Below are 26,380 nucleotides of genomic sequence, written 5' to 3'. Positions count from 1 at the left end.
CACTGACAGCTAAAATACTAACAGCTAAAGGCTATGCTAATTGTGCTTCGCGTTGGAAGGTTTTGTCGAGCACTCTCGCTTTATATGCCTGTTGCAATACTTTTCCGAGAGAAGAGGCCCATGGTTTGCCGAAAGCCTGTCCGTCGATAGATTCGAGGCCTACTACTTCAGCAGCGGTACCGCAGAAGAAAGCAGCGTCAGCTTGTTTTAACTCATCGATGGTGAACAGTTTTTCTTCGAGGGGAATTTGCAGTTCGTGGCAAAGTTCGATAACGGTGGCGCGGGTAATGCCGGGGAGAATGTTACCGGGAGGAGGAGTGAAGATTTTGCCGTCTTTTTCAAAGAAGATGTTAGCACCCGGGCCTTCCGCTACATTACCATTCATATCCAGCAGCAGTGCTTCATCGTATCCTTTTTGTTTTGCTTCCTGCGAAGCCAGTATCGAGTTTACATAAAGGCCGGCCGATTTGGATTCTATCTGGAACGCTTTCGGGTTCGGTCTTTCGAAAGAAGAAGTCATGATGCGGAGGAGTTTTTCACCGAGGTAGGCACCCCATTCCCATGCGCAGATGAGTATATTGGATTCGCTCGCTGCTTTCAGGGTCATGTTCGGCGGACAGAACACCAGCGGGCGGATGTAGGCTTCCTCCATGTTGTTCATCTCCAATACCTTGTAACAGGCGGCGATCAGTTCTTCGTTGTCGAATTTGTAAGGGATGTGGATCAGTTCGCAGGAGCGCTTCAGGCGGTCGAAGTGTTCCTTAGCTTTAAAGATCTTTACTTCTCCGTTGGCTGTTTTATAAGCGCGGATGCCTTCAAACACGGCGTATCCATAGTGGAGCGATTGACCGAAAAGGTCTGTGGTGGCTGATGTTGCTTTCAGATACTCACCGTCAAGATAAAGAAAGGTGTCGTTGTTGTAATAGCTATACATAAAATTGAATTATTAGCGTCAAAATGTAGTGGTCAAAAAAAAAGCCTTCCTCTTTGCGGAGGAAGGCTATATCGATTTGATTATGCACGTGTACCTATCCTCCGTTATGGTGGCTAATAATGACAACGACGATAATCACGACCTTCGTGATAGCCCAATTGAGCTGAGGTACGATGTGATTAAGTTTTATATTGTCTTTATTTACCCACATAGGAGGTGATCATTGTTTGTATCAGTACAAATGTATTCGTGAAAAAAATAAAAAACAACAAAGGGCATAATATTTCGTCAAAAATTAATCCCTTTATATGTTTTTGAAAATATTCAAAAAAAGAAGTCGATTATTAATCCATTTCTAACAAATTCTCAAAACCAGTTATCAAATACTAACAATCAACTGATACCGGGAAGCAGGAAGAAGTGGGGCAGGCAGCAAAAAAAAATCCCGGTGCGGGAAAGCACCGGGACTTTGAATGATTTCATTTAATTGTTCACTAGTCTAAACCTGTTCACTGACATGGAGGCATTTGCTGATGATAGCCTGCAATGTGTCTTGTTTTTCTATGAGGCGCTTCAGCAGTACGAGCTGGTTGTGTGCGCGGTCAAAGTTGTGCCGGGCGTACTTAATCGGGTAATACACATCACCGTTGAGATAATCAGTGAGGAACCGGATACCCTGCATGTAGATCATGAACTTTCCTGCAAAGAAGAGTTGTTCTTTTTCCACTTTGGTTAAAGTGCCGCCAATTTCTTCGAGATATCCCTGCATAAGGGCTTCAAAGTATTCATCGCGGATAACGATCTGGCTTACATCAGGCTCTTCTTCGGAAACGGGGCAGACATAAGTGCGTACCATGTCTCCGAGGTCTGAGATGATTTTTCCCGGCATCAGTGTATCCAGGTCACAAACGCAGATACCTTCATATGTGTCTTGGTTGAGCAGCACATTATTGATTTTGGTATCATGGTGCATCAGATGGTCCCTGAATTCGGGATTTGTTTTCAGCTGTTCGTACGTGACTGCGATGTCGGAGTAGCGGAGGAATTCGTCAATCAGCTCTTCTGCTGCTGCCTTTCTGTCTTCCCTGGTGTTACGGATAGCTTCCTGAAAAGCGGCATAACGGAGGGTGAGATTGTGAAAGTTCGGAATTGAAGCTTTAAACGGCTTCAGGTCGATGCCCGAAAGGTAATTGGCAAGGCGGCCAAACTGCTTGGCGGCTTCATATGCCTGCTTTGGGTTATCGGCCTGGTCTACCGTCACAGAACCGGCAATAAACGGAATCATTCGCCAGTATTCGTTGTCCATTACAAAGAGCTCTTCCCCGTTGACCGTGGGTATGGGCGTAATGAACAGATACGCCGGATGATGTGCTGCGAGATAATCGGCTGCCATTCTTTGGTTAGCGGCTATTATCCCGGGTTCCTTAAATACGTTTACATTGATTTTCTGTAAAACATATTTGCTGCCGTCCTCCTTCTTTTCGAGCAGAAAAGTGTTGTTGATGTGTCCTGATCCGAATCTTCGGACGTTTAATCCTTCAGGCTCCAGTCCAAAAGCCTGAAGGATTAATTTGTTGGGTGTTATTTCCATAAATTGTCGGGATATGCTCCGTTTTTAACCAATTCTGACAGACTGGCCTGAACACCGGGTGCATCTTCCTTGTAAGTAACCCCAAACCATTTCGCTGTGGTAGGCAATACTTTTACCTTGCCCATATCACGACGGATAAATTCGTCAGCCACAATCGGAATAAAGAACTCCGATTTAGGATTGGTGCCGTTTTTCTCCAGGAACTCGTTGAACAGCGACTGGCTGATGTCAAATACGCTGGGATGGAAACCCCAGAAGTTCATGGAAACCGGCGTTTCAGCACCCAATAGGTGTTTGCTGCCATCGGCTTCTTCATAAACGATCTGGCCATTGTCAGTATAAATTTTTGTTCTTTCATTGATGGCTGACAGGAAACCGGCGCCGTCTACTGCGCAAACACCGCGGGACACGGAACCGTGCTCGCTCACTGTTTTGCCCAGCTCATACCCTACTACGCTGTAGATATCTGCTTTGGCGTCTCCATTCAGGAAAGCGGCCATTTTTACAAAAGCGTCCGCTCCGTAAAAATCATCCGCATTGATCACAGCAAATGGCTCCTGGATAGCGTCTTTGGCGCACAGAATAGCATGTGCAGTGCCCCATGGCTTGGTACGTTCTGCCGGGATCTGGTAACCACCGGTGAAAGAATCCATGTTCTGGTACACGTAATCCGTTGCTACACGGCCTTTGAGCTTAGGTTCAAAGATCTCTTTAAACTCAGTGGCAAAATTTTCACGGATAATAAATACGATCTTGCCAAAACCGGCACGGATAGCATCGTAAATAGAGTAGTCAATGATAGTCTCTCCACTGGGCCCGAAAGCCTGGATTTGCTTCAAACTGCCATATCGACTGGCCATACCGGCCGCTAAAATCAATAAAGTCGGTTGCATTTTTCTGATATTATTTTATAATTTTCAATGTTTTACCTGAAAATATCGGCGTTAAATATAATCATTAAACCTATTTTCACGCTTTCTTTTTGTGGACAACACATATTTTAATGATTAATTTAATTGGAACGATGAAAAGACTACTTGTGCTGGGAGCCTGTGCCATGCAGCTTTCTATGACTGCTCATGCGCAACAGAAAACCAATCCGGACGACATCAAAGGCAAAATGCAGTGGTTTGCCGACGCCAAACTGGGCATCTTCATCCACTGGGGCATTTATTCGGTAAAAGGAATTGATGAATCCTGGTCATTCCACAACAAAAAAATCTCCTACCCTGATTACATGCAGCAACTGAAAGGTTTCACTGCCAGTAATTACAACCCGCAGGAATGGGCCGATCTGATCAAAGAATCCGGCGCCCGCTACGCGGTTGTTACCACCAAACACCACGATGGCGTGGCTTTGTGGGACAGCAAATACAGTAAACTCGATGTTGTCAACAGCACTCCCGCCAAAAGGGACGTACTGACACCGCTCTACACCGCATTGCGGCGCGACAGTATCAAATGTGGTGCCTATTTTTCGTTGATAGATTGGAGTTATCCTGATTATCCGCAGTTCCTGAAAGACAGCAACCGCTATGATATCAAGACGCAACCCGCACGCTGGCAGCGTTTCCTGAAATTCTACGAAGGCCAGATGGAAGAAGTGATGACCAAATTCAACCCCGATCTCTGGTGGTTTGATGGCGACTGGGAACACTCCGCAGAAGAATGGGAAGCCGGCAAAATGCGTAAAATGCTCACCACCCATAACCCCAACACCATTATCAACGGGCGTTTACAGGGCTATGGCGATTATGACACACCGGAACAGAACTTCCCCGTTACACGCCCCCACTACCACTGGTGGGAACTGTGCATGACCATCAACAACAACTGGGGATGGCAACCACAAGACACCAACTGGAAAACACCTTTCGAAATTATCACCATCTTCGTAGATGCGGTGGCCAACGGCGGTAACCTCCTCCTCGATATCGGGCCTAAAGCAGATGGCTCCATCCCCGCAGAAGAAGTGAACATCCTGAAAGAACTGGGCGCCTGGAATAAAAAGAACGGCGAGGCTGTTTTCAATACCGTCGCAGGACTGCCACTGGGGCATTTCTACGGCCCTACCACCCTCTCTAAAGATTCCAGCACCCTGTACCTCTTCCTGCCAGGTAAAACCAGCGGACAGGTGGTGATCAAAGGGCTGAGCAATAAAATCGAAGAGATCAGCGTAGTAGGCAATGGCGCCAAACTGAATCATAAAGTAGTCGGTAAAATCTCCTGGAGCCCTGTGCCCGGCCTCGTTTACATCGATGTGCCCGAAAACGTGCAGGATAAATATGTAACCGTGCTGAAAGTGAAACTGGATAAACCAGTTAAGCTGTACCGCGGTAAAGGCGGATTTCTGACCAACGAATAATCGTTATTTTACTCCCCGGGAACCCAGGGCTAAAGCCCTGGGCTACGATGTTGTTCAGGCCTGTTTCCGAGGCTGTGTCCATAACCAGCGGCTTTAAGCCCTCCTATTCTACTTTGGAGATTGATTCCCATAATTTATGGAACGGTATTCCTAAAAAGCCTGAAAAACAACGTAGCCCAGGGCTTTAGCCCTGGGTTCCCGGGTTTTATAATTTGGGGAGATGAACACCGGGAAGATCACATTAGACACCCTCACCCCTTCCTGGCTGCCGACGCAGCTGGAAGCGGCCATGCTGCGGCTCGACAAGCTGGACCCGGACATCTCCGGCAACAAATGGTTTAAGCTGAAATACAACCTGGAGGCCGCTCGCAGCGAGGGCAAACAGCATATTCTCACCTTCGGTGGTGCTTATTCCAATCATATTGCCGCTACTGCCGCCGCCTGCCGGGAGGCAGGCCTGCGCTGCACCGGTATCATCCGTGGCGAACGCCCTCCGGTGTTGAGCCATACGCTGCAAACCGCGCTGCGTCAGGGGATGCAGCTGGAGTTTATCAGCCGGGAAGCTTACCGCGACAGCCGGCAATCTTTTGAAAATCGTCCGGATACTTACCTTATTCCGGAAGGCGGGCACAACGCCGCCGGCGCCCGTGGTTGTGAAGACATTCTCTCTCTCTTTCCCACAGGGCATTTCACACATATTCTTTGTGCTGTAGGGACCGGTACCACACTGGCCGGCCTCATCAACAGTGCCACCGCCACACAAACTGTCATCGGTATCCCGGTGTTGAAAGGCGCCGGTTATCTCGAAGCAGAGGTCAAGGCTCTGCTTCACCCCGGTCAAACCAGCCACTGGCAATTGTTGCATGACTTTCATGAAGGAGGTTACGCTAAAGTTAAACCAGCGCTTATAGATTTTATCAATACTTTTTTTGCAGAAACCGGTATTCCAACAGATATCATTTACACCGGAAAACTTGTCAAGGCGTTCCGTGAATTAATCCATCAGCACTACTTTGCCGACAATAGCAAAGTATTATTAATACATACCGGCGGACTACAGGGCAATCTTTCCCTGCCTCCGGGCGTTCTTTCACTGTAAAAACTGTTCATTATATTTGAACGGTAGTGTATTTTTGCCAACTTTAAGAGCTTACGGATTTTTTGTATGAAGCAGGTCGCGCGTTTAACATTCGCCATAGGATTTTTTTTATCGATAGCACTCGCAGGTAAGGGTCAGGAAATACTGCCCCCGGTATTACCTGAATTTACGGCCACCATTAAAACCGGTAAGATTCAGCTGGACTGGATATCCGGATTCATGGAGGTAAAAGAGATCGGCATCCAGCGTTCAATAGACAGCGTGCTGAACTTTAATACCATTGGCTACGCCAGCTATCCGACACAAACACGGAATGTTTACCTGGACAACAAGCCGTTGCCCGGCAATAACTATTACCGTCTCTTCATCCTGTTCAACAACGGGCGGTTCATCTATAGTAAAACCATGCAGGCCCTGCCCGACAGTACTATCAAAGCCGATATGAAACTGCAATACGCGGACATCAAAGATGCTGCCCGCAACCCTAACAAACCTGCAGAAGAGAACAAGGAGCCTAAGGTAATATGGCACCCTTCCAACTATATCTACACCACGGCTGACGGCAACGTCAACATTAAACTCAATGACGCACCACAGAAAAAATATTCCGTCAAATTTTTTGAGCCTAATGGCATCTTCCTGTTTGAGATTGAGCAGGTAAAAGGTCCCTCCCTTATTCTGGAAAAAGCCATTTTCATGCATGCCGGCTGGTTCAATTTTGAACTGTTTGAAGACGGCCGTCTGAAAGAGAAATGGAACTTTTTCATTCCGTTGAACTACCGCATGTAACTGTGATGGCCATGATTATTGCTGATTCGCCTGATTCAGGAAGATTTAAGCGAAGATTGGAGTAATGAAATAAAAAGTAAGCGCCCATTGACTAAGTCAATGGGCGCTTTACTTTATGGTATTTATTTTAATGTTTTTATTGGTTAGTCCGCTTCGATCTTCGCTTAAATCTTCCTGAATCAGGCGAATCAGCAATAATCATGTACATCACAGTTGAAGACTTCCGCAAAATGTTTTTTCAGCTTCGCTTTCACTTCTTCTTCCGGCACGTGATGGCCCACTTCCTTGTCCAGTGAGGTCACCTGTTTATCAGCGATGCCGCATGCAATGATGTTATCGAAGTAGTTCATGTGCGTATTCACGTTGAGGGCAAAGCCATGCATGGTTACCCAACGGCTGCAACGTACGCCCATCGCGCAGATTTTACGGGCTTTGGCTTTATCGTGCGGGTCCAGCCATACACCTGTTTCCCCCGGTGACCGGTCGCCGGTAACGCCGTATTCCGCCAGTGTACGGATCACCACCTCTTCCAAGTAACGGAGATATTTCCCGATATCGGTGAAGAAATTTTCGAGGTCAATGATGGGATAACCCACTATCTGGCCCGGGCCGTGGAAGGTAATATCGCCGCCGCGGTTGGTCGGCACGAAACCTATCCCCTGCTGCTCCAGTTCTTCCTGGCTCAGCAGCAGGTTTTCCATGTGCCCGCTTTTACCCAGGGTATATACCGGCGGATGTTCGCAGAAAAGAAGATAGTTGGTTGTTGGTTTAGGCCACTGGTTGGGCGTTTGGGCCTTCAGTTGTACATTCTCCTTCAACAGCTGTTCCTGGTAATCCCAGGCTTCCTGATAATCTATTTTGCCAAGGTCTCTGACGATGATCTCCTGCTTTTCCATACTGAAAAGTGCTACACTCCTATGCTTTTTTCCGGACGAAACCGTCCGGGTTTTAAAGAGAAAAATCTCAAAGTGCAAAGATATAAAACAAAGTGCTAAGGCGTATCAATGCCGGGCATGGCGCCAGCATGCTACCGGTTCCCTCAACCGGAGGCCCGGGCCGGTTTCATGCTGTGGGGGCATCCATGCCCCGCCGCAGATGTCATTTTTCTGTAATGTCCGGCCGGAAATGCGCCGCCCGGCCTGTTTAACGGGCTGGCATTGCGGCATACCCTTACGGCTACGGGTATTTTATTTTACCTTTGCCAAAATTTACTGTAATGGCTGAAGAATTGCTGGAACTGGAAGACGAGCTGGAAAACGGGGAGGGCAGTGAGGAACTTTATGAGAAGATCAATATGGTGGTGGACAAAGGCCAGGAACCTATCCGTATCGACAAGTTCCTGACCGCCCGTATTGAAGGCATTACCCGCAACAAGGTCCAGAACGCACTGGATACGGAGATGGTGTTGGTAAACGACAAGCCCGTTAAAGCCAACTACAAGATCAGGCCGCTGGACAAGATCATTGTATTTTCCAATAAAAACCCCGAAAGCACGGAAGTGCTGCCGGAAGAATTACCGCTCAATATCGTTTATGAAGACGATGATGTGCTGATCATCGACAAGCCCGCCGGCATGGTGGTACACCCCGGTTGCGGCAACTATACCGGCACGCTGGTCAACGGCCTTTCCTGGTACCTTGGCGATAAAACACAAGCTACCACCCCTGAAATCCCGCGTTTCGGGCTGGTACACCGTATCGATAAAAATACTTCCGGCCTGTTGGTAGTGGCCAAGTCTGAAAAAGCCATGACCGACCTGGCCAAACAGTTTTTTGACCACACCGTTCACCGTCGTTATATAGCCCTGGTATGGGGTGATTTTGAAGAAGATGAAGGAACAGTGGTAGCCCACGTTGGCCGTCACCAGCGCCTGCGCAAAATCATGGACGCCTACCCTGACGGAGAATACGGCAAAGAGGCCATTACGCATTATCGGGTGCTGGAACGCTACAACTATGTCACCATGGTCGAATGCCGCCTTGAAACAGGCCGTACCCACCAGATACGCGTACATATGCAGCATATCGGGCATTCCCTCTTTAATGACGATACCTACGGTGGCAACCGCATCCTGAAAGGCACCATTTTCGCCAAATACAAACAATTTGTGGAAAACTGCTTTGAAGTGATACCCCGGCATGCGCTCCATGCACAGCAGCTGGGCTTTATCCACCCCCGCACCCGTAAGCAGATGTACTTTGAAAGCCAGCTGCCATCGGATTTTACGCAGGTGTTGGAGAAATGGCGCCGGTATACTACCGCAAGGCCATTACAGGAAGAAGAAGGCAAGCAACAAAAATGGGAAGATTAAAATAGTAAAAGCCTCCGCAGACATCGATCTCCGGAGGCTTTTTATTTTACGCTAAATTATTATTATTTATTTATATATTTCGATTATCTTAGCGGCCATTACCATGTCAACAACATGAGAAGCCGCCAAATACGTCGTCCCTTTCGCATCTTATTTTTGCTGCTGGCCCTGCTGCCGGTTGCCCTAAAAGCCAGAGCCATCACCGCTTTCACGGCATCGTCCACCTGTGTGCAGGACAGTGTGTTTTTTGTGATCAAACAACCAGCGGGCATCGACTCTGTGAAATGGTATTTTGGCGATCCTCCTTCGGCCCAAAAAGACACTTCCGATAAGATAAAAGGTGCTTTTCACATGTACCAGCAAACAGGCACGTACACCGTTACCCTGGTAGCGTGGCGCAATGGGGTACAGGACATCACCACACAACCTATTACGATCGTTACACCGGTGATCTACGACTTAGGCCCTCAGGACGTTACCCTTTGTCAGGGCGGCACCATGACCCTCAGCGCCCCCATTATACCCGGTGCTGCTTACCTGTGGCAGGACAGCTCCACAGCCCCTACCATCCTGGTAGATACTTCGGCTACCTATAAAGTGAAGATCAATGGTTGTCTGATACCGGATTCCGTCAATGTGTTTTATACGCCGATACCCAAGGTAGACCTCGGCCCGGACCTGGTATTATGCTCCGGTGAACAGCTGCAGCTCGATGCCACCGCGCAGAACTGCACCTATCTCTGGAACACCGGCAACACCACGCCTGTGCAGGATGTACGGACATCCGGCACCTATAAAGTGCGCATATTTCCAAAAGGATGTGCAGAGATCGATGATGAGATCACCATCACGTTTACCGGTCCACCCTACCCTTTCAGCCTTGGCCCAGATACCCTGCTGTGCCCGGGCGAATCCATTACGCTGGCGCCTTCCGTTCCGGAGGCTACCGCCTGGAAATGGAGCAATGGCGCTACTACGCCGGCCATCACGGTTAACTATGAAGCGAACATATGGGCATTGGTGGAGATCAATCATATCTGTAATGTGGTAGACACCATTTTTGTCAACTTCAACCGGTTACGCAAACTCAATCTGGGTAATGATACCACCATCTGTACCGGCAATTTCCTGGTGCTGACGGCCGATTTTGGCAATGGTCTCTACCGCTGGCAGGACGGTTCTGATCAGGCCACCTATTATGTCACCAAACCCGGCAACTACTTTGTGCATGCACAAATAGGGCGATGTGAATCATCAGATACCATCCATGTGTCTTTCAATGATACATTGCGGGTGAATTTGGGGCCAGACACCCTGTTGTGCCGTAACGAAGTATACCAGATCCCGGTGGTGGGCGCCGGCGGCGCACCTTTCAAATGGCAGGACAGCACCAGCATACCGCAATTCATTGTACGGCAGCCGGGCATCTATTCCCTGTTGGCATGGAATGCCTGTGGCAAAAGCGTGGATTCCGTAAAAGTGGATTATCACGATTGTGAGTGCACCGTACATTTCCCGAATGCGTTTACACCCAATGGTGACGGGCGCAATGACTACTTCCGGCCACGGTACCGGTGCCCGATAGAACAATATACCCTCAGTATCTACAACCGTTGGGGGGAACGGGTGTTTTACACCAACGATCCGCAGATAGGCTGGACAGGCCGTGTGAAAGGCCTTCAGGCAGATTTGGGCACCTATGTATGGATTGTGGATTACCGCGAAGTGTATACGCGCATCCCGGTACATAAGACCGGTACGGTTACGATATTATACTAGTTATTCCGCCGCTTTAAAATCATAGAATTTAGCCACAAAAGCGGCCGTTTCCCGCTTTTTGAACGCCACGTCCCAGGTACCGTTGTAGGTCACCAGGGCGGGTATCAGCAGACCAAACTGTTTGGTCATCTGCACATTCATCTTCACGTTAAAATCAAACAGCATCGTCTTATAGGACAGGGCGTATTTACGGCCCACGATTTCAAAATTCTCTTTGTTGAACCAGGTGATGAGCTCATCGATCACCACATCGCCACGGTCTATCCGGCCCAGGTCCGGCTTTGTTTTGGCGGTAAATACGTAACAGGGTGTTCCGTCCACATAGTTTTCCGCGCTGATGGAGAAGTCATAAAACCGCATCACGTCGCGATCGAATATGGCTACTTTAGGGCCAACGATGGGCACGCCTTTCACGGGTTTACCGGGGTTAAAGATGAGTTGTTTGAGCTGGGCTTTATGCCGGGCCATGGCGCCGCCGGCATTTTCGGGTGTTTCCCCGTTGCCGTCCACACATACGGTCCCCTGGGTAAAGAAGAGGTTACCGTACAGTTCAGCCGTATAATAGTTGTAATTGCCTTTGCGGGTGTAGAAGTCGCCGGTGACTTGCTGATTGAGCACTTCCATGCTGCGGCAGCGGCCTTTTACGTGTTGGGAGGTTTTGCTGTTAAGGGAGGCCTGTACCTGTCCTTTTTTATCGAGGATGCGGATGTCATTGTCTGCATGAAAGCCAACGATATGCAGGTTTTTGAAGGCGCGGTAGAAGGTAGTGTCTTCTTCCACCCTTTTAATAAAACTATTAACGTCGAAGCCTATACGTTTAGCTTCCACGATCACTTCATCGAGGTTAACCGTCATTCCCTTGTACCGGGCAGTATCCTGGGCGGCCAGGTGTGTAAGTTGCAGGCAGCACACAACAACGGTTGCGGCTATACTTTTCCAAAAATGTGACATGCTGCAATTTAGGGAAAAGCTGTAAGCTTTCTGGTGTTAGGAATTCGTTAAAAAAAGCAGCGGAGACAACAGGGATGCCGATGGCCCTGTTATCTCCGCTGTTGTCAGTAGCGTAAACGGGCCGGCAGCGGGGGCTGCCGGCGGTTTATGTTATCAGCCCGGGATTTTTCCGGCTACGTACATCTGCTCCATGGTTGGAGAAACGGCGCCACCTTTCTTTTCCAGGGTTACGGCAAACATTTGTGCTTTGCCGGTGATCTTCATTTTCTGCAGCAGGCTTGCGGTATCGCCCATTTCAAACACGCCCATATCCACCGGTTTGCCATCTACGATGGCCCACAGTTGGTATTGCTTGTCTGCAGCTGGTTCTGGCAGGTTGTTGACCTTCAGGTATACCTGTTTGTTATCCTGGTTCCAGAAGACCGTTGCTACGGCTGTCGGGAAGGCAGGCGTACCTGGCATGGCCACTTTCATGACTTTCGGGTTTTCCATGATTCCCATGGATTCACTGAGTTGTTCCAGTCTGGTCTTGTACTCGTTGGTTTTGGAGATGATGGAGTTTTGAGACAGGAGCAGCGACTGGTATTTGTCTTTGTACTCCCTGAATTCCTTCCATCGGTTGAAGTAAAAAAAGTTGAGAATGACGCTGCCAATGAGCAGTACGGCGGCTGCTGCAGCGATCCATTTCCAGGAAACTCCTTTGGTTTCCGGAACTGACAGGACGTTGGTTTGTTCCATGGGCGAAGTTTTAGTGAGTTGTGGTATACTAGCATTGGTTGTTGCTGTATCCATTGTGAGGGGATCTGTATTAATGAGGTTCAACAGGCGTATTTTAATGCTTTCAGGTGGGGATATGGACTGAAGCTTCACATATTCTTCCAGGTTCCGCTGGCAGGTAGCCACTGCAGCGGCTACTTCGGGGTATTGACGCATGGCAGCCTCCAACTCCTGGCTTTCCTTTTCGGAAGTCAGGCCAGCAGTATACAATTCTATCAGTCCGGACGATATGATGAATTGGGCGTCCACGCAAAATGTTTATTTGTTCAAAATGTTTCTTAGCTGGATGATGGCATTACGTAGTCTGGTTTTCACCGTACCTAAAGGAATATCGAGTGCCCGGGAAATTTCTTCCTGGGTACAGCCTTTGTAATAAGCCAGATCGATAAGGGTACGTTGTTCTTTGGTCAGTTTGTCCAGGACTTTGGAGAAACCGAGATGATCGACGGACTGGTACACGGTTAACGGCCCACCGTTTAGATGTACGTCGTCCGTAATATTTTGGATTTTCTGTTCCAGTTTATATGCTTTGGAGCGAAGCACATCGATCGCCGTGTTGCGGGCGATGTTCAGCATCCAGGTAAACAGGCGCCCTTTGTCTTCATTGTACTGGTCTGCATAGCGCCATATTTTCAGGAATACGTCCTGCAGTACATCTACGGCAAGGGTATGGTCGTTCAGTACCTTTACGATCACGCCATAGAGAGCAGGCGAATAATGATCATAGAGGAAACTGAATATTTTCTGGTCACGGGCATGAAGGCCCTGTACCAGTTCTGCTTCTGTATATGTTACATGATAATCCAAGACAGACCGCCAGGTTTGGTTGATCGGTGTATTTGGTTGAATTCATTCCATGACATCATAGGTAGCGCCATCCGCGACTGAAAAAATCAATATATCTACCTTGCTAATCTGTGTAAACTGTGCCGAGCGTGTAAACTAATGGTTTTCCGAGGTATTTATTATCAGCAATTTACGGATTAATCAATTACAACCCGTAGTTGCTGCTTATTATTTCTGTACTTTGGCAGACAGCTGTAGCTGGTCCATGGTTGGCTGAGCACTGCCGCCTTCATTCTCGAGTGTGATAGCAAAGCCTTCTGCGGCTTCTGCCGGCTTCATGGCCTGGATTTTTTGTGCCACTTGTGCGCCGCCATGGAATATGCCGGCATCCACGAGCTTTTTGTTGCGGATCACCCACAATTGATATTGTTTACCAACGGGAGCCATTGGTAATGCCTGGGCGATCAGGAAAACGGCCCGGGAAACGGGGTTCCAGCAAACTGTTACGATCTGTCCGGCATTAGCGCCAAAACCTTCCAGTTTGATCCATTTAAAAGCGGGGTCTTTGAGCATGTCCAGCTCTTTCTGCAATTCCTTATGAGCAGTGAGCGACTGGCTTTCCTTTTGGGCGTCCAGTTTTTCTTTGGCAGCTACCAGTGATTGGTAGCGGCTTTTATAATCTGTAGAGCGGCTAAAGAAAAAGAAGTTAAGCAGAACACTTCCCAGGAACAGCAGGATAATAGCCGCTGCTATATATTTCCAGATTTTTTCTGTAGAAGATTTATGGCCGTTGATACGTTTCACCGGTGTTTCCCGGGAAGTCCCCGCAGCGGCGGGAGCACGCAGTTCTTCCGGTAACAGGGAGTTGCCTTCCGGCGTTTCTTCCTTCCGGATGATGTCCAGCAAACGGTCTTTGATGCCCGCTGGCGGCGCCATAGCATACAACTGTACAAACCGTTCCCTGTCCAGCTGTAACTCCTGGACAGCGGCTTTTACCTGAGGGTATTGTGCGACGATCGTTTCTACTTCGCCATGTTCTGCATCGGGTAGCAGCCCAAACACATAACTCTCCAGGATACCGGATGATATGTAACGTTGTACATCCACTGTGTGCTATAATTGTTTTAATAGGATTCTTAACTGCATAATCGCATTTCGCATTCTGGTCTTCACTGTGCCCAAAGGTATATCCAGGGTCTTTGCGATTTCTTCCTGTGTACAGCCTTTAAAATAAGCCAGATCGATAATAATACGCTGATCTTTGGGAAGCCCTTCGATCACCTTTGTTAATCCAAGATGATCTACAGACAGATGTACGGCCAGTTGTGGCTCATACATGAGATTAGCGCTGGTTACGTCCTGGACTTTTTGGTCTAGTTTGTGAGCTTTTGACCTTAAACTGTCGATAGCGGTATTCCTGGCAATGTTGAGCATCCAGGTAAACAGGCGGCCTTTGGAGGGATCGTATCGGTCGATATTCTTCCAGATCTTAATGAATACTTCCTGGAGCACATCTCCTGCGGAAGCATCATCCGTAACTATTTTGAGTGCCACCCCATACAACGCGGGGGAGTAGTGGTCATACAAATAACTGAATAATTTTTCATCCCTGGCTTGCAGTCCCTGAACGAGCTCTATTTCAGTATATGATAAGGTAGTTCCCAAAATGGATACGGATGGTTGTCTTTATAATACCAAAATAAAGGGTTTTCTTTACATTACAAAATTATTTCCTATTTCGGGAACGTCATTTTGTAATCTACCCTTATCTTTCCTTTGGTAATATCATCCAGTTTGCTCTTCAACATCCTGCGTTTCAGCGGCTTGAGATGATCGATGAACAACTTGCCATCGATGTGGTCATATTCATGCAGGATAACGCGGGCAGTAACGCCACTGAAGGTTTTCTGCTGCGGTTCAAAATTTTCGTTTACATAAGAAAGGGTCACGGTCTCGTCGCGGTATACGTCTTCCCGTACTTTAGGAATGCTCAGGCATCCTTCGTTGTAAGCCCACTCCTTGCCACCGGTTTCTACGATGTGTGCATTAATAAACACTTCCTTGACACCTTCGTCTCCCGGATAATCGTTTTTCTCATCGTCTTCCAGGTTGTCAATGATCTGTTTGCTATCTACTACAAACAAACGGATGGGTTTGTTCACCTGAGGGGCCGCAATGCCAACTCCATTGGAGCCATACATTGTTTCCCACATATTGGCAATAAGTTCCTTCAACTGGGGATAATCGGGCGTAATATCTTCTGCTACTTTTCTCAGTACCGGATGCCCATATGCGACAATTGGCAATATCATGATCTTGTGCTGGTTTTAATTGATCTGCAAAGGTACGACATTTGGTTATTTTGCTATTTTGATATTTGGCTATTTTAGAGGGTTTCCACTATTAAATATCTAAATATTAAAATAAAAAATAAATAAATATCTAAGTGCCTAAATTTTATTTTGCAGGTACTCCTGTAAAATGATGGTGGCACTGATTTCATCTACCAGGCCTTTATTCTGACGGTCCTTTTTCTTCAGCCCACTGTCGATCATACTCTGGAAGGCCATTTTAGAAGTAAAACGTTCATCTACCTTCTTTACCGGGACCTGCGGAAAGTTCTTCCGGAGAATACGGACACACTCTTCTACCAACGGGGTGGCATGGGTGGCATTACCATCCAGGTTTTTAGGTTCCCCGATGATGATCGCCTCCACTTCTTCCGCTGCGAAATATTTTTTCAGATAGGGGATCAATTCATGGGTAGGAACGGTGGTAAGCCCACTGGCAATTAGCTGCAACGGGTCTGTCACGGCCAATCCGGTCCTTTTTTTTCCATAATCGATAGCCATTACACGCGCCATGACGAAATTTTGATATTTAGATATTTTGATACTTTGATATTGGGGGAGCTGTTTAAGATAAAGGGCTATTTAGTTATTTGAGGATTGTGCAACGTCAATTTTAAAATAACCAAATAGCTAAATATCAAAATAACAGCATGTCTGCAATGACAAAAACGGCAAACACCACGCTGGCAATACCGTTGGTGGTCATAAACATCACATTGACCTTGCTCAGGTCATTGGGTTTAACCAGCAGATGCTGGGATATCAGCATGGCAATAAATACGGCAGCTCCTATCCAGAACAGCCAGTGATAATGGCCATACATACCGATCGTGATCACCAGTGCGGCTGCTATCACATGCAGCAGCTCGGAGAAACGCAGCGCGCCGGAAAGGCCCAGCCACGCCGGGATGGAGTTCAGCTGTTGTGATTTGTCAAAATCTTCATCCTGCAGCGAATAAATGATATCGAAGCCCGACACCCAGCACAGCACCAGCACAGACACCAGTACCGGCAACAGGGCAAACTCGCCGGTTACGGCCAGGTACGCTCCTATCGGCGCCAATGACAGGCCTACGCCCAATACCATGTGACACATGGCCGTAAAACGTTTCATATAGCTATATCCCAGCACTACCATCAGCGCGATGGGCGACAGGAAAAAACAAATGCGGTTGATAAACCAGGTGGTCAGTATAAACAACATCACATTGACCAGGATGAAGAACATGGCGTTCTGTGGGGAAATAACGCCTGCGGGAATTTCCCTTTTGGCCGTTCGCGGGTTCAGCTTGTCAATGTCTACGTCCAGCCAGCGGTTGAACGCCATGGCGGCGCTGCGGGCAAATACCATGCACAGGACCACCAAACCGAAGGTGGTCCAGCTGAAACTGCCTCCTCCCCTCGTAGTGGCCATAAAATAACCTGTCAGTGCAAACGGCATCGCAAAGATGGTGTGACTGAACTTTACCAGCGACAGATACTTGTTAATAGTAGTAATCATATGTAAACAGTTGAGCTAACAGCTCTTAAATATAATCTTATTGATACTGTATCAGCGGCCGGCGGCGGCCTTCAGTTTTACAAAGATATCCCAAACTACGATACCGGTGCTGACAGAAATATTCAGGGAGTGTTTCATACCTGACTGGGGTATTTCGATACAGCCGTCGGCCGCTTTCATCACCTCTCCGTCTACCCCGCTCACCTCGTTGCCGAATACGAGCGCCACGGGCTGGTTGGCAGGAGGGGTAAAAGCATCGAGCATGACGCTGCCGGAAGCCTGTTCGATGGTCATAATAAGGTATCCTGCATTTTTCAAAGCCTGCACCGCTTCCATGGTAGTAGGGAAATATTGCCAATCCACCGTTTCGGTGGCGCCGAGGGCCGTTTTGTTGATATCCCGGTGAGGGGGTACGGGCGTATAGCCGCACAGCACAATGCCCTGTATCAGGAAAGCATCTGCGGTACGGAACACCGACCCCACATTATGCATGCTCCGTACATTGTCCAGTACCAGTACCACGGGTGTTTTATCTGCTGCCTTGAACTCGTCCACCGTTTTACGGCCCAGTTCATCCATGCTTAGTTTTCTCATGATCTGCAAAGATAACCGGATCGGATGAGTTTTATATATTTGCGCCATGGCAAAAAGTAAATCAGAAGAAACGCCACTGATGCTACAGCATAAGGCTATCAAAAACAAATACCCGGATGCAGTACTTTTATTCCGCGTGGGCGACTTTTACGAGACCTTCAATGAAGACGCCGTGATCGCCTCCCGGGTACTGGGCATTGTGTTAACCAAAAGAGCCAATGGATCTGCTTCCTACGTTGACCTGGCAGGTTTTCCCCATCACTCGCTGGACACCTACCTGCACAAGCTGGTAAAGGCCGGACATCGTGTAGCCGTCTGCGATCAGCTGGAAGACCCTAAAACCGTTAAAGGCATCGTCAAGCGCGGGGTGACCGAAATGGTGACACCCGGCGTGGCCGTCAATGATAAACTCCTGGAGAATGCCAGCAACAACTTCCTGGCGGCCGTTCATTTCGATAAAGATGTGACCGGCGTTTCCTTCCTTGATATATCCACCGGCGAATTCATCATCGCCGAAGGCAGTATAGAATATGTGGACAAGCTCTTGCAGAGCTTCCGCCCCGCAGAAGTCGTGTTTGCCCGTCAGCAACAAAAACATTTCAAAGCCACCTTTGGCGGCCGTTTCTATACTTACAACCTCGATGAGTGGATTTTTACCACCCAATATGCAGAAGACATCCTGCTGAAACACTTTGAAACCCACTCCCTCAAAGGTTTTGGCGTGGAAGGCATGAATGCCGCCATCATAGCGGCCGGCGCCACCATGCACTACCTGAAAGACACCGAACATCCGCATCTGCAACATATCACGCGTATGCAACGCATCAGCCAGGAAGATTTCCTGTGGATGGACCGCTTCACCGTGCGGAACCTCGAACTGTTGCACAGCAGTGTGGAAAACGGCCAAACCCTGCTCAAAGTACTGGACAATACCGCCACCCCGATGGGCGCCCGCCTGCTTAAACGCTGGCTGGTGTTCCCGCTGCGTGACATCGCCCATATCAATCAGCGCCTGGACACCGTTACCTATTTCATCAAAGAAACAGCGCTGGCCCAGCAACTGGTACATCACCTCAAACAAACCGGCGACCTGGAAAGACTGGTATCCAAAATCCCGCTGCGTAAAATCAACCCGCGGGAAGTGATGCAACTGGCCCGTTCCCTCGAACAGGTACAGGCTGTACAAAACCTGCTGTTCAAAAGTGAAAACGACTACCTGTTACGCCTCAACGAAAAACTGGATATCTGCGCTCCCATTCTCAACAGGATTTTGAACGAAATCATGGAGAACCCGCCGGTACTGGTCAACAAGGGCGGCGTTATCCGCGACGGCGTTAACGCAGAACTGGACGAGCTGCGTGGCATCGCTACCAAGGGTAAAGACTACCTCCTGCAAATACAGCAGAAAGAGTCGGAAGCCACTGGCATCCCTTCCCTGAAAATAGCCTTCAACAACGTTTTCGGCTATTACCTGGAAGTGACCAACACCCATAAGAACAAAGTGCCCGACACGTGGATCCGTAAACAAACGCTGGCCAATGCTGAACGTTATATTACACCGGAACTGAAAGAATACGAAGAGAAGATCGTCGGCGCCGAAGATAAAATACTGGCACTGGAAACACGGCTGTTCGACGAACTGCTGGCGGCCCTTCAGCCCTTTATAGAGCCGGTGCAACAGGACGCACAGGTGTTTGCGCAGCTCGACTGCCTCCTCTGTTTTGCCCATAACGCCCTGCAATACAAATACCGCCGCCCGGTGATCACTGATGGTTATCAGCTCGATATCCGTGAAGGCCGGCACCCGGTAATAGAAAAGGGCCTTCCCGCAGGCGAAAGTTATGTGGCCAATGATATCCAGCTCAACAAAGACGATCAACAGATCATTATCCTGACCGGTCCCAACATGAGCGGTAAATCCGCTCTGTTGCGGCAAACCGCCCTGATCACCCTGATGGCGCATATGGGCAGCTTTGTGCCCGCTACCAGCGCCGAGATTGGGTTGACAGACAAAATATTTACGCGTGTAGGCGCTTCCGATAACCTGAGTGGCGGTGAATCCACCTTCATGGTAGAGATGAACGAAACCGCCAGCATCATCAACACTATCACGCCCCGCAGCCTGGTGATACTGGATGAAATTGGCCGTGGTACCAGCACCTACGATGGTATCTCCATCGCCTGGAGCATTGTGGAATACCTGCATGACATGACAGACCACCGCCCCAAAACATTATTTGCCACGCACTATCATGAACTGAATGAGCTGGAAAACAAACATGCGCGGGTGAAAAACTTCCATATCACCAATATGGAGTCGGGCAATAAGATCATCTTCCTGCGTAAGCTGGCGCCGGGAGGCAGCCGCCATAGCTTCGGTATACATGTGGCCCGTATGGCCGGTATGCCACCGGAACTCATTAACCGGGCCAATGAAGTACTGGCCAACCTGGAGGAAAAACACATCGATACTTCCCTGCAGAAAAACATCAAAAATATTGCGACACCTACACAAAAGCTGCAACTCAATATTTTTGATGCACACAGTGATACTTTCCAACAGATCAGGGAGAAACTGGGCGCCGTAGACATTAACCGGCTTACTCCTGTGGAAGCTTTGCTGAAACTGAGCGAGATTAAAGAGATGATCAATTAGAAGATAAGTGCCGAACTGTGGATACAGCCCGCCGCATTTATATCTGATAAGCGATAGTAGCAGCAGCCGGCTACCACCCCGGTGCTGCTATATCTGGTCCTATGCTTGCCAAATTTGGGGTAACGCTACACATGCCGGTCTTTTACCGGATGGTAACCATATAACGAATTCACTATCCGTCATGCGGACTTTATTCATACAGTATGATGGATGGTGACTTTACAGAAATAAAAACTATTACCCGGATGCCATCCGGAAAAAGGATACAACATTGATCACGCACAATTACAATAGCCCAACAAAGATATAATTCACTGACTCTTATATGATTGGTTAAAACTTAACCAATTACCCAAAATTACCGCTTAATTACGGGCGTATTTGTAGTAGGTCTTCAAAGTAGTAGTCATAATATTGCTATACTGTAGAAATACTACTACAGAAAATATCGGAAAAGAGTATCACATTTGTCCTGACCATACCTATTTGCCATGCCATCGTTCCTTATAGCTGAAAACCACAGTGTAGTCCGGATGGGAAGTTGAGCGAGATCAAGGAGATGATTAATCAGGTTTCTCGCGAAGCACTATCTGCGCAATATGCTGATTTCTGTTCTTCTGTTGACCTGATGTTCTTCCTCAGAACATTCTACTCCGTCTGCACATCGGTTCGCCAGTTTTGATTCCCCGTAACCTTTGGCCAGCAAGCGTTCCGCCGCTATGCCATGTTTCAGGAGATAATTAACTACTGCCGCAGCTCTGTTGCTGGATAATTCCAGGTTATAATCAGTTGTGGCGCGGCTATCCGTATGGGCTCCAACTTCCACTTTCATATTGGGATAACGTAACATGAGTGCTACCAGTGAATCCAGCACCGGATAAGCTTCCGGACGGATGTTATATTTATCGCGGTCGTAATAGATGTTTGGTAATGTGATCACATCATTGACTGATGGCGTTTCTTTGGTGAGATAAAGTGTCATGCGGAGGGTATCGGCAGACAATGTATCTGAAGAGAAAGCATGCATCTCTGAAGAAGCGTAGCCGTCTTTGGCTGCAAACACTATATAGGGAGCTGCTTCTTCCAACACATTGTAATTTTTTCCTCCGGAGCTTACCTGTTGTGTCCAGCTCAGCTCTTTTCGTTTATGGTACAATGTTACTATTGCATCTTCCAGTGGTTTCCGGGTTTGGGCATCTATCAACAGTGTCTGTAATATCTTCACGGGCTTACCTGCTGACCGGCAAGGCTCAGGAAACGTTATCTGCTCAAAAGAATAAATATCATCTTCTCCTTTCCCTCCCTGGCGGTTAGAAGCGAAGAACCACTGTGACCCCTTCTGCTCCGGCAGAAAATCATCGCCGGCGGAATTAACCGGGGAATGCATGTTAACAGGAACTGTCCAGTGGCCGGCAGCACCTTTTGTAAGGAAGATATCGAAGCTTCCCATACCGATATGGCCTTTACTGGAGAAATGTAATTCCTGTTGTCCGTTCACTACCGGAAACGCTTCTTCTTCCGGGGTGTTGATCACTGGGCCACAGTTGACCGGAGTACCCCATGAACCATCCTGTTGTTTTTCGCTATACCAGATATCTGTTTTGCCGATACCGCCGGGCATATCGCTGGCAAAATACAGATAACGGCCATCGCTACTCAGGGTGGCATGTCCAAGCGAGTAGGCGTCAGGGTTATTGTAGGTAAATGGTCCAGGTGTTTGCCATTTGCCATCTTTTTTTATGCAGATGAACAATTGCAGCCTGCGGGTACCGTATAAAGTCTTTGATTTTTCCTTTTTATACGTGATCTGATAAGGGTTGGTAACCGTCAGATACGCCGTATCCAAGCTGGCAGAAAAAGCAACGGGGCCAATATGGAAACGGTATCGGTTAAACGTAGTTTCGATGCCGCGTATCAGTGCCACAGCAGGCTGCCCCTGAGCCGTGTCCACAAAATACAGTTTCTGATATGGGCGGTCTGTTGCCGGAAACTTTTTATGACCTGGTTTTGTACCCGGACCTAACATCGTATATCGCAGACTGTCGGAGCTGAATATCAGTTTATTTCCATACCATACCGCGCCCCAGTCGGAAGAGGCAGTATTGAGTTCTGTTCTGTTTACTACTTTAAAAGCGGCTGGTGAAGCTTTCCACAACAATGCGGAGTCACATCCGGCCAGCTGCAGGCTGACATCGCGTTTTGACAGTTCTGCATAGCGGGTATATTGTGTTTTGGCTGCTTCGTATTGTTCTACACTCTTCAGGGCATCTGCGTAGTGCAGGAAGTCTTCCGGCTGTGCCTCCGGGAGACCGGCAATCCTTTGAAAGATGTCAACAGATTCCTGATAGGCATTGATCTTACGATAACACTGCGCCAGCTTTTTCAGGATCTCCGGTTGCACATTCTTTTTCGCTGCCAGTCTGCTATACAATGTCGCTGCTGGCTTATATTCATAGCGGATATAATGTTCATCAGCTATTGCCAGCACCGACTTCTGTTCCTGTGCTTTTATTCCTGTTGCCATCAATAACAACAGGCTTCCTATAGTGAAATGTTTTATGGTCATTTTGTACGATTTAGAAATACCTTGGACTAATGATTCTTTCTTTCATCTTCCTGTTGGGAATCAGGAAGCCAATGGATATTTCATGCGAACCGCCCTGGTAGCCGCTTAACCTATTGGTCATCACGTCGTAGGCATATCCGATCCTGAGCCGGTCTGTCGCAAAGTATTCTATCATAGCACTGGCTGCATTGGTTTTAGTGAGGCCTGACTTCAGATTATTATGATCCCATATATTCACCGCAGTACGGTAAGAACCACCTATCCATAGTTTTTCGGACAACAGGGCAAAGAGGTTAAAATCAAGGCTGGTAGGACCATTGAAGTCATCCTTAATCATAATGGAAGGCTTCAGTTTAACATCACCAGAGAGGTTTAGTAAACCGCCCGCTGTAAAATACATGTGTTTGGTTTTACGGATGGTCAGAAATTCTTTATCTACTCCAGCAATGATGATTTTGTTGTTCAGTTCTCTGGTAAACAGTTGCATCACAGAAACACCGGCATAAAAACGAGGATTGTAGTAATACACTCCGAAGCTGGCATCCGGCTGGAATGCGCTGACTTTACCCACTGGTACATTGGGGTCATTTTCATCCAGTACTGATATCATATCTCCCTTTACAGCATATTGAGAAAGGCTGGCGCCAATGCCAAGGCACAGGCGGCTGACTTCTTCGTCGAGGCGTATACGGTAGGCATAGGAGCCGGTGAAGGAAAGATATTCCTGCGGGCCTTGTTTATCCCAGAGTACCTGGGCGCCTAATCCTACTGTTTCATCGTTGGCCCAGGAAGGCGCGCCATCAATGGAAACGGCGCCTGTTTGCGGAGCGCCGGGCAAGCTGGTCCATTGCTTACGGAAGCTGGCGCCAAGGTAGGTATCTCCACGATATCCTGCGTATGCCGGGTTGACCGCTAATCCGTTGAATACATACTGGCTAAACTGCACCTCCTGCTGAGCCTGAGCCATCTGGCCCAGGCAACTTAACAGGATGAAAAAGATCAATATTTTCGAATACATACTGCTGAATATTTTGTGCATGCGATGCGATGCCTGATTAACGTAATAATTGAATCCAACCTTTATACACTTTAGTATCCTGTCCGGCATTCAGTTTAAGGACGTAGTAGTAAGTGCCTCCACTCAGACCCGTACCATCCCAGCGGTTATCATAGTTAGGAGAATAATACACCTCATTACCCCAACGGTTGAAGATGGTGAGTGTAGTGCCCGGATATTTTGAAATACCAGGGATCGCGAACCGGTCATTCTTACCGTCATTATTAGGTGTAATAGCATTCGGAATATAAAGTTCTTCTGCTTCCACATCAATATTAACAGTCGCTTCATTGGACACCTTACCGTTTTTATCTTTAAACTGGTAGCGGAAATTATCCTTTCCGGCGTATTTACGTGTAGGCGTATACATTATAGTACCATCTGCATTCACTGTCACACTGCCTTGTTTAGGCTGCAATGTTATGGTGACAGTTGAAGGATCAATATTACCACGGTCATTGGCCAGCACCGGTATGGATACTAGTTTATCGGAGCTGGTAGTAACGTCATCGTCTACAGCCGCAGGAGCATCCAGGATGGTCATTTGAACGGTAGCCTGATTGGATTCCATTCCAGCCATGTTTTTCACGGTATACACGAAGTTGTCTGTACCGTTATAACCTACTGCCGGCGTGTATGTTACAGTGCCATCCGGTTTAATGGCCACGCTGCCGTGTGCCGGTTGCCGTATGATCTGTACGGAAGCCGGATTGATAGCACCATTCTGCTGGGAGTCGTTATTCAGTACGTTGATATCAACTGGTGTATCTGCATAGGTCTCCGCCACATCATTTTGTGCTACCGGTGGTGCATTGTTCGTGCAGTCGGAGACAGTCACGCTAGTGCTGGAACTATTGACACAGCCAGCTGTCGTTAATTGATAAGTGATGGTAACAGTACCCGCTACCACTCCATTCACTGTTCCATCGGGCCCTATTCTTGCCAAACCGGGGTTATTACTACTCCAGGTACCACCCGGAGTGGTGTTAATTAAAGTTGTTGTACCGCCTATGCATACGGTGGTTGCACCTGTAATCGGTGATACCACCGGCAGGGCGTTTACGGTTACGGTAGTCGTTTGTTGTGTTTTACAACCATTGGCGTTGGTTACTTCATAAGTAATCGTTACGGTGCCGGCTGAGACGCCTGTCATCAAACCGTTGGCGTCTATTGTTGCGATAGCGTTGTTGCTGCTGCTCCATATGCCGCCCGGGGTGGTGTTGCTTAAGGTAGTGGTAACCCCAACGCATACACTAGTTGTGCCTGAGATGGGCGATACTACTGGTAATGCATTTACGGTAACTGTTGTAGTTTGTTGTGCTTTACAGCCGTTGGCGTTGGTTACTTCATAAGTAATCGTTGCTATACCGGCTGAGACGCCTGTCATCAAACCGTTGGCGTCTATTGTTGCGATAGCGTTGTTGCTGCTCCATATGCCGCCTGGGGTGGTGTTGCTTAAGGTCGTAGTGAGACCGGCGCATACACTCGTCGTGCCTGTAATCGGTGATACTACCGGCAGTACTTTTACGGTCACTGTAGCAGTTTGTTGTGATTTACAGCCGTTGGCGTTGGTTACTTCATAAGTAATCGTTACGGTGCCGGCTGAGATACCAGCCACAAGACCTGTAGCGTCTATAGTAGCGACGGCCGTATTGCTGCTGCTCCATATGCCACCTGGGGTAGTGTTGCTTAAGGGAGTAATGGAACCTACGCACACATCAGTAGTTCCTGTAATGGGTGATACTACTGGTAATGCATTCACGGTTATGGTTACTGTTTGTTTTGTTTTACAACCATTAGCATTGGTTACTTCATAGGTAATCGTTGCTATACCGGCTGAAACACCTGTTACCAGGCCATTAGCGTCTATTGTGGCTACAGCTGTGTTGCTGCTGCTCCATACACCGCCAGTAGTGGCACTGCTTAAATTAGTGGTAGCGCCAACGCATACATTGGTCGTGCCTGTAATGGGTGATACTACCGGCGGCGCGTTTACGGTCGCTGTTGTAGTTTGTTGTGTTTTACAGCCGTTGGCGTTGGTTACTTCATAAGCGATCGTTGCTGTACCGGCTGAGACACCTGTCACCAAACCGTTGGCGTCTATTGTTGCGATAGCGTTGTTGCTGCTGCTCCATATGCCGCCTGAGGTGGTATTATTTAAGGTAGTGGTAACCCCAACGCATACACTGGTTGTGCCTGTAATCGGTGATACCACCGGCAGGGCGTTTACGGTCACTGTTGTAGTTTGTTGTGATTTACAGCCATTGGCGTTG

At 48.1% G+C, this 26,380-nt stretch carries 22 protein-coding genes; 6 read left to right on the top strand and 16 right to left on the bottom strand.

The genetic code is table 11. The annotated features are described in order from the left end of the window. Positions 1-31 precede the first annotated feature (31 nt). From HHL17_RS31190 to HHL17_RS31180, 3 genes are all read right to left on the bottom strand, one after another. A complete protein-coding gene (locus HHL17_RS31190; RefSeq protein ID WP_169228725.1) occupies positions 32-934 on the bottom strand; it encodes a branched-chain amino acid transaminase in 903 nt (300 codons plus the stop codon). A gap of 499 nt (positions 935-1,433) precedes the next feature. After that, a complete protein-coding gene (locus tag HHL17_RS31185; RefSeq protein WP_169228724.1) occupies positions 1,434-2,525 on the bottom strand; it encodes a phosphotransferase enzyme family protein in 1,092 nt (363 codons plus the stop codon). Further along, positions 2,516-3,418 carry a nucleotidyltransferase family protein gene (locus tag HHL17_RS31180; protein ID WP_169228723.1) on the bottom strand — a complete coding sequence of 301 codons (903 nt, stop codon included), beginning with the start codon at positions 3,416-3,418 and terminating at the stop codon, positions 2,516-2,518. Before HHL17_RS31180 ends, HHL17_RS31185 begins: the two co-directional genes overlap by 10 nt. Positions 3,419-3,549: 131 nt before the next feature. On the opposite strand from HHL17_RS31180, the gene HHL17_RS31175 reads away from it, so the two are divergent. The 3 genes from HHL17_RS31175 (at position 3,550) to HHL17_RS31165 (ending at position 6,778) form a co-directional block, all read left to right on the top strand. After that, entirely contained in the window at positions 3,550-4,890 is a 1,341-nt protein-coding gene (locus tag HHL17_RS31175) for an alpha-L-fucosidase (RefSeq protein ID WP_169228722.1), read from the top strand. Positions 4,891-5,110: 220 nt separating this feature from the next. Then, positions 5,111-5,989, top strand: coding sequence for a 1-aminocyclopropane-1-carboxylate deaminase/D-cysteine desulfhydrase (locus HHL17_RS31170; protein ID WP_169228721.1), 879 nt, complete (start codon positions 5,111-5,113; stop codon positions 5,987-5,989). Between the two features lie 66 nt (positions 5,990-6,055). Beyond that, positions 6,056-6,778 carry a hypothetical protein gene (locus HHL17_RS31165; RefSeq protein ID WP_169228720.1) on the top strand — a complete coding sequence of 241 codons (723 nt, stop codon included), beginning with the start codon at positions 6,056-6,058 and terminating at the stop codon, positions 6,776-6,778. A gap of 188 nt (positions 6,779-6,966) precedes the next feature. Here the strand turns inward: HHL17_RS31165 and lipB are convergent, their stop codons facing one another. Further along, a complete protein-coding gene (gene lipB, locus HHL17_RS31160) occupies positions 6,967-7,674 on the bottom strand; it encodes a lipoyl(octanoyl) transferase LipB (protein WP_169228719.1) in 708 nt (235 codons plus the stop codon). Positions 7,675-7,994: 320 nt separating this feature from the next. Between lipB and HHL17_RS31155 the strand changes: the two genes are divergently transcribed. Both HHL17_RS31155 and HHL17_RS31150 read left to right on the top strand, forming a co-directional pair. Beyond that, entirely contained in the window at positions 7,995-9,089 is a 1,095-nt protein-coding gene (locus HHL17_RS31155; RefSeq protein WP_169228718.1) for an RluA family pseudouridine synthase, read from the top strand. Between the two features lie 114 nt (positions 9,090-9,203). Beyond that, the gene (locus tag HHL17_RS31150) at positions 9,204-10,868 is read left to right on the top strand and encodes a T9SS type B sorting domain-containing protein (protein WP_169228717.1); all 1,665 of its coding nucleotides are present in this window, start codon (positions 9,204-9,206) and stop codon (positions 10,866-10,868) included. Here HHL17_RS31150 and HHL17_RS31145 read toward each other — a convergent pair whose 3' ends face one another. The 9 genes from HHL17_RS31145 to HHL17_RS31105 form a co-directional block, all read right to left on the bottom strand. Continuing rightward, the gene (locus HHL17_RS31145; RefSeq protein ID WP_169228716.1) at positions 10,869-11,819 is read right to left on the bottom strand and encodes a hypothetical protein; all 951 of its coding nucleotides are present in this window, start codon (positions 11,817-11,819) and stop codon (positions 10,869-10,871) included. It lies immediately after the preceding gene. 153 nt (positions 11,820-11,972) lie between these two features. Beyond that, positions 11,973-12,845, bottom strand: coding sequence for an anti-sigma factor (locus HHL17_RS31140; RefSeq protein ID WP_169228715.1), 873 nt, complete (start codon positions 12,843-12,845; stop codon positions 11,973-11,975). A 9-nt stretch (positions 12,846-12,854) separates the two neighbouring features. Continuing rightward, positions 12,855-13,403, bottom strand: a complete 549-nt coding sequence (locus HHL17_RS31135; RefSeq protein WP_169228714.1) for an RNA polymerase sigma factor — start codon at positions 13,401-13,403, stop codon at positions 12,855-12,857. Positions 13,404-13,610: 207 nt separating this feature from the next. Next, the gene (locus HHL17_RS31130; RefSeq protein WP_169228713.1) at positions 13,611-14,489 is read right to left on the bottom strand and encodes an anti-sigma factor; all 879 of its coding nucleotides are present in this window, start codon (positions 14,487-14,489) and stop codon (positions 13,611-13,613) included. A 6-nt stretch (positions 14,490-14,495) separates the two neighbouring features. After that, positions 14,496-15,047, bottom strand: coding sequence for an RNA polymerase sigma factor (locus HHL17_RS31125; RefSeq protein WP_169228712.1), 552 nt, complete (start codon positions 15,045-15,047; stop codon positions 14,496-14,498). Between the two features lie 68 nt (positions 15,048-15,115). Continuing rightward, positions 15,116-15,694 carry a peptide deformylase gene (gene def, locus HHL17_RS31120; RefSeq protein ID WP_169228711.1) on the bottom strand — a complete coding sequence of 193 codons (579 nt, stop codon included), beginning with the start codon at positions 15,692-15,694 and terminating at the stop codon, positions 15,116-15,118. Between the two features lie 138 nt (positions 15,695-15,832). Next, on the bottom strand, positions 15,833-16,246 hold the full coding sequence (ruvX, locus tag HHL17_RS31115) for a Holliday junction resolvase RuvX (RefSeq protein WP_169228710.1): 414 nt from the start codon (positions 16,244-16,246) through the stop codon (positions 15,833-15,835). A 124-nt stretch (positions 16,247-16,370) separates the two neighbouring features. After that, a complete protein-coding gene (locus tag HHL17_RS31110; protein ID WP_169228709.1) occupies positions 16,371-17,234 on the bottom strand; it encodes a UbiA-like polyprenyltransferase in 864 nt (287 codons plus the stop codon). Between the two features lie 51 nt (positions 17,235-17,285). Continuing rightward, entirely contained in the window at positions 17,286-17,828 is a 543-nt protein-coding gene (locus HHL17_RS31105; protein ID WP_240976007.1) for an RNA methyltransferase, read from the bottom strand. Between the two features lie 46 nt (positions 17,829-17,874). Here HHL17_RS31105 and mutS point away from each other — a divergent pair, with 46 nt between their 5' ends. After that, positions 17,875-20,484: a DNA mismatch repair protein MutS gene (mutS, locus tag HHL17_RS31100; protein ID WP_169228708.1), complete on the top strand. Its 2,610-nt coding sequence runs from the start codon at positions 17,875-17,877 to the stop codon at positions 20,482-20,484. Positions 20,485-21,070: 586 nt separating this feature from the next. Here the strand turns inward: mutS and HHL17_RS31095 are convergent. From HHL17_RS31095 to HHL17_RS31085, 3 genes are all read right to left on the bottom strand, one after another. Then, positions 21,071-23,050, bottom strand: coding sequence for an OmpA family protein (locus HHL17_RS31095; protein ID WP_169228707.1), 1,980 nt, complete (start codon positions 23,048-23,050; stop codon positions 21,071-21,073). Positions 23,051-23,060: 10 nt separating this feature from the next. Next, complete coding sequence (locus tag HHL17_RS31090; protein WP_169228706.1) at positions 23,061-24,068, bottom strand: PorP/SprF family type IX secretion system membrane protein; 1,008 nt, start codon at positions 24,066-24,068, stop codon at positions 23,061-23,063. 37 nt (positions 24,069-24,105) lie between these two features. Further along, a partial coding sequence (locus tag HHL17_RS31085) for an Ig-like domain-containing protein (protein ID WP_169228705.1) occupies positions 24,106-26,380 on the bottom strand: 2,275 nt, incomplete at its 5' end.

The sequence above is a fragment of the Chitinophaga fulva genome, from assembly GCF_012927205.1.
Lineage (GTDB): Bacteria > Bacteroidota > Bacteroidia > Chitinophagales > Chitinophagaceae > Chitinophaga > Chitinophaga fulva.
This window is presented reverse-complemented; position numbering and strand designations above follow the sequence as displayed.

What these genes read in the sequence shown, in the direction of transcription:
- HHL17_RS31190 (WP_169228725.1), bottom strand. Translation starts at nt 934, where the DNA reads ATGTATAGCTATTACAACAACGACACCTTTCTTTATCTTGACGGTGAG.
- HHL17_RS31155 (WP_169228718.1), top strand. Translation starts at nt 7,995, where the DNA reads ATGGCTGAAGAATTGCTGGAACTGGAAGACGAGCTGGAAAACGGGGAG.
- HHL17_RS31105 (WP_240976007.1), bottom strand. Translation starts at nt 17,828, where the DNA reads ATGAGAAAACTAAGCATGGATGAACTGGGCCGTAAAACGGTGGACGAG.
- HHL17_RS31170 (WP_169228721.1), top strand. Translation starts at nt 5,111, where the DNA reads ATGAACACCGGGAAGATCACATTAGACACCCTCACCCCTTCCTGGCTG.
- def (WP_169228711.1), bottom strand. Translation starts at nt 15,694, where the DNA reads ATGATATTGCCAATTGTCGCATATGGGCATCCGGTACTGAGAAAAGTA.
- HHL17_RS31090 (WP_169228706.1), bottom strand. Translation starts at nt 24,068, where the DNA reads ATGTATTCGAAAATATTGATCTTTTTCATCCTGTTAAGTTGCCTGGGC.
- HHL17_RS31180 (WP_169228723.1), bottom strand. Translation starts at nt 3,418, where the DNA reads ATGCAACCGACTTTATTGATTTTAGCGGCCGGTATGGCCAGTCGATAT.
- HHL17_RS31175 (WP_169228722.1), top strand. Translation starts at nt 3,550, where the DNA reads ATGAAAAGACTACTTGTGCTGGGAGCCTGTGCCATGCAGCTTTCTATG.
- HHL17_RS31095 (WP_169228707.1), bottom strand. Translation starts at nt 23,050, where the DNA reads ATGACCATAAAACATTTCACTATAGGAAGCCTGTTGTTATTGATGGCA.
- HHL17_RS31165 (WP_169228720.1), top strand. Translation starts at nt 6,056, where the DNA reads ATGAAGCAGGTCGCGCGTTTAACATTCGCCATAGGATTTTTTTTATCG.
- HHL17_RS31185 (WP_169228724.1), bottom strand. Translation starts at nt 2,525, where the DNA reads ATGGAAATAACACCCAACAAATTAATCCTTCAGGCTTTTGGACTGGAG.
- ruvX (WP_169228710.1), bottom strand. Translation starts at nt 16,246, where the DNA reads ATGGCGCGTGTAATGGCTATCGATTATGGAAAAAAAAGGACCGGATTG.
- lipB (WP_169228719.1), bottom strand. Translation starts at nt 7,674, where the DNA reads ATGGAAAAGCAGGAGATCATCGTCAGAGACCTTGGCAAAATAGATTAT.
- HHL17_RS31150 (WP_169228717.1), top strand. Translation starts at nt 9,204, where the DNA reads ATGAGAAGCCGCCAAATACGTCGTCCCTTTCGCATCTTATTTTTGCTG.
- mutS (WP_169228708.1), top strand. Translation starts at nt 17,875, where the DNA reads ATGGCAAAAAGTAAATCAGAAGAAACGCCACTGATGCTACAGCATAAG.
- HHL17_RS31145 (WP_169228716.1), bottom strand. Translation starts at nt 11,819, where the DNA reads ATGTCACATTTTTGGAAAAGTATAGCCGCAACCGTTGTTGTGTGCTGC.
- HHL17_RS31110 (WP_169228709.1), bottom strand. Translation starts at nt 17,234, where the DNA reads ATGATTACTACTATTAACAAGTATCTGTCGCTGGTAAAGTTCAGTCAC.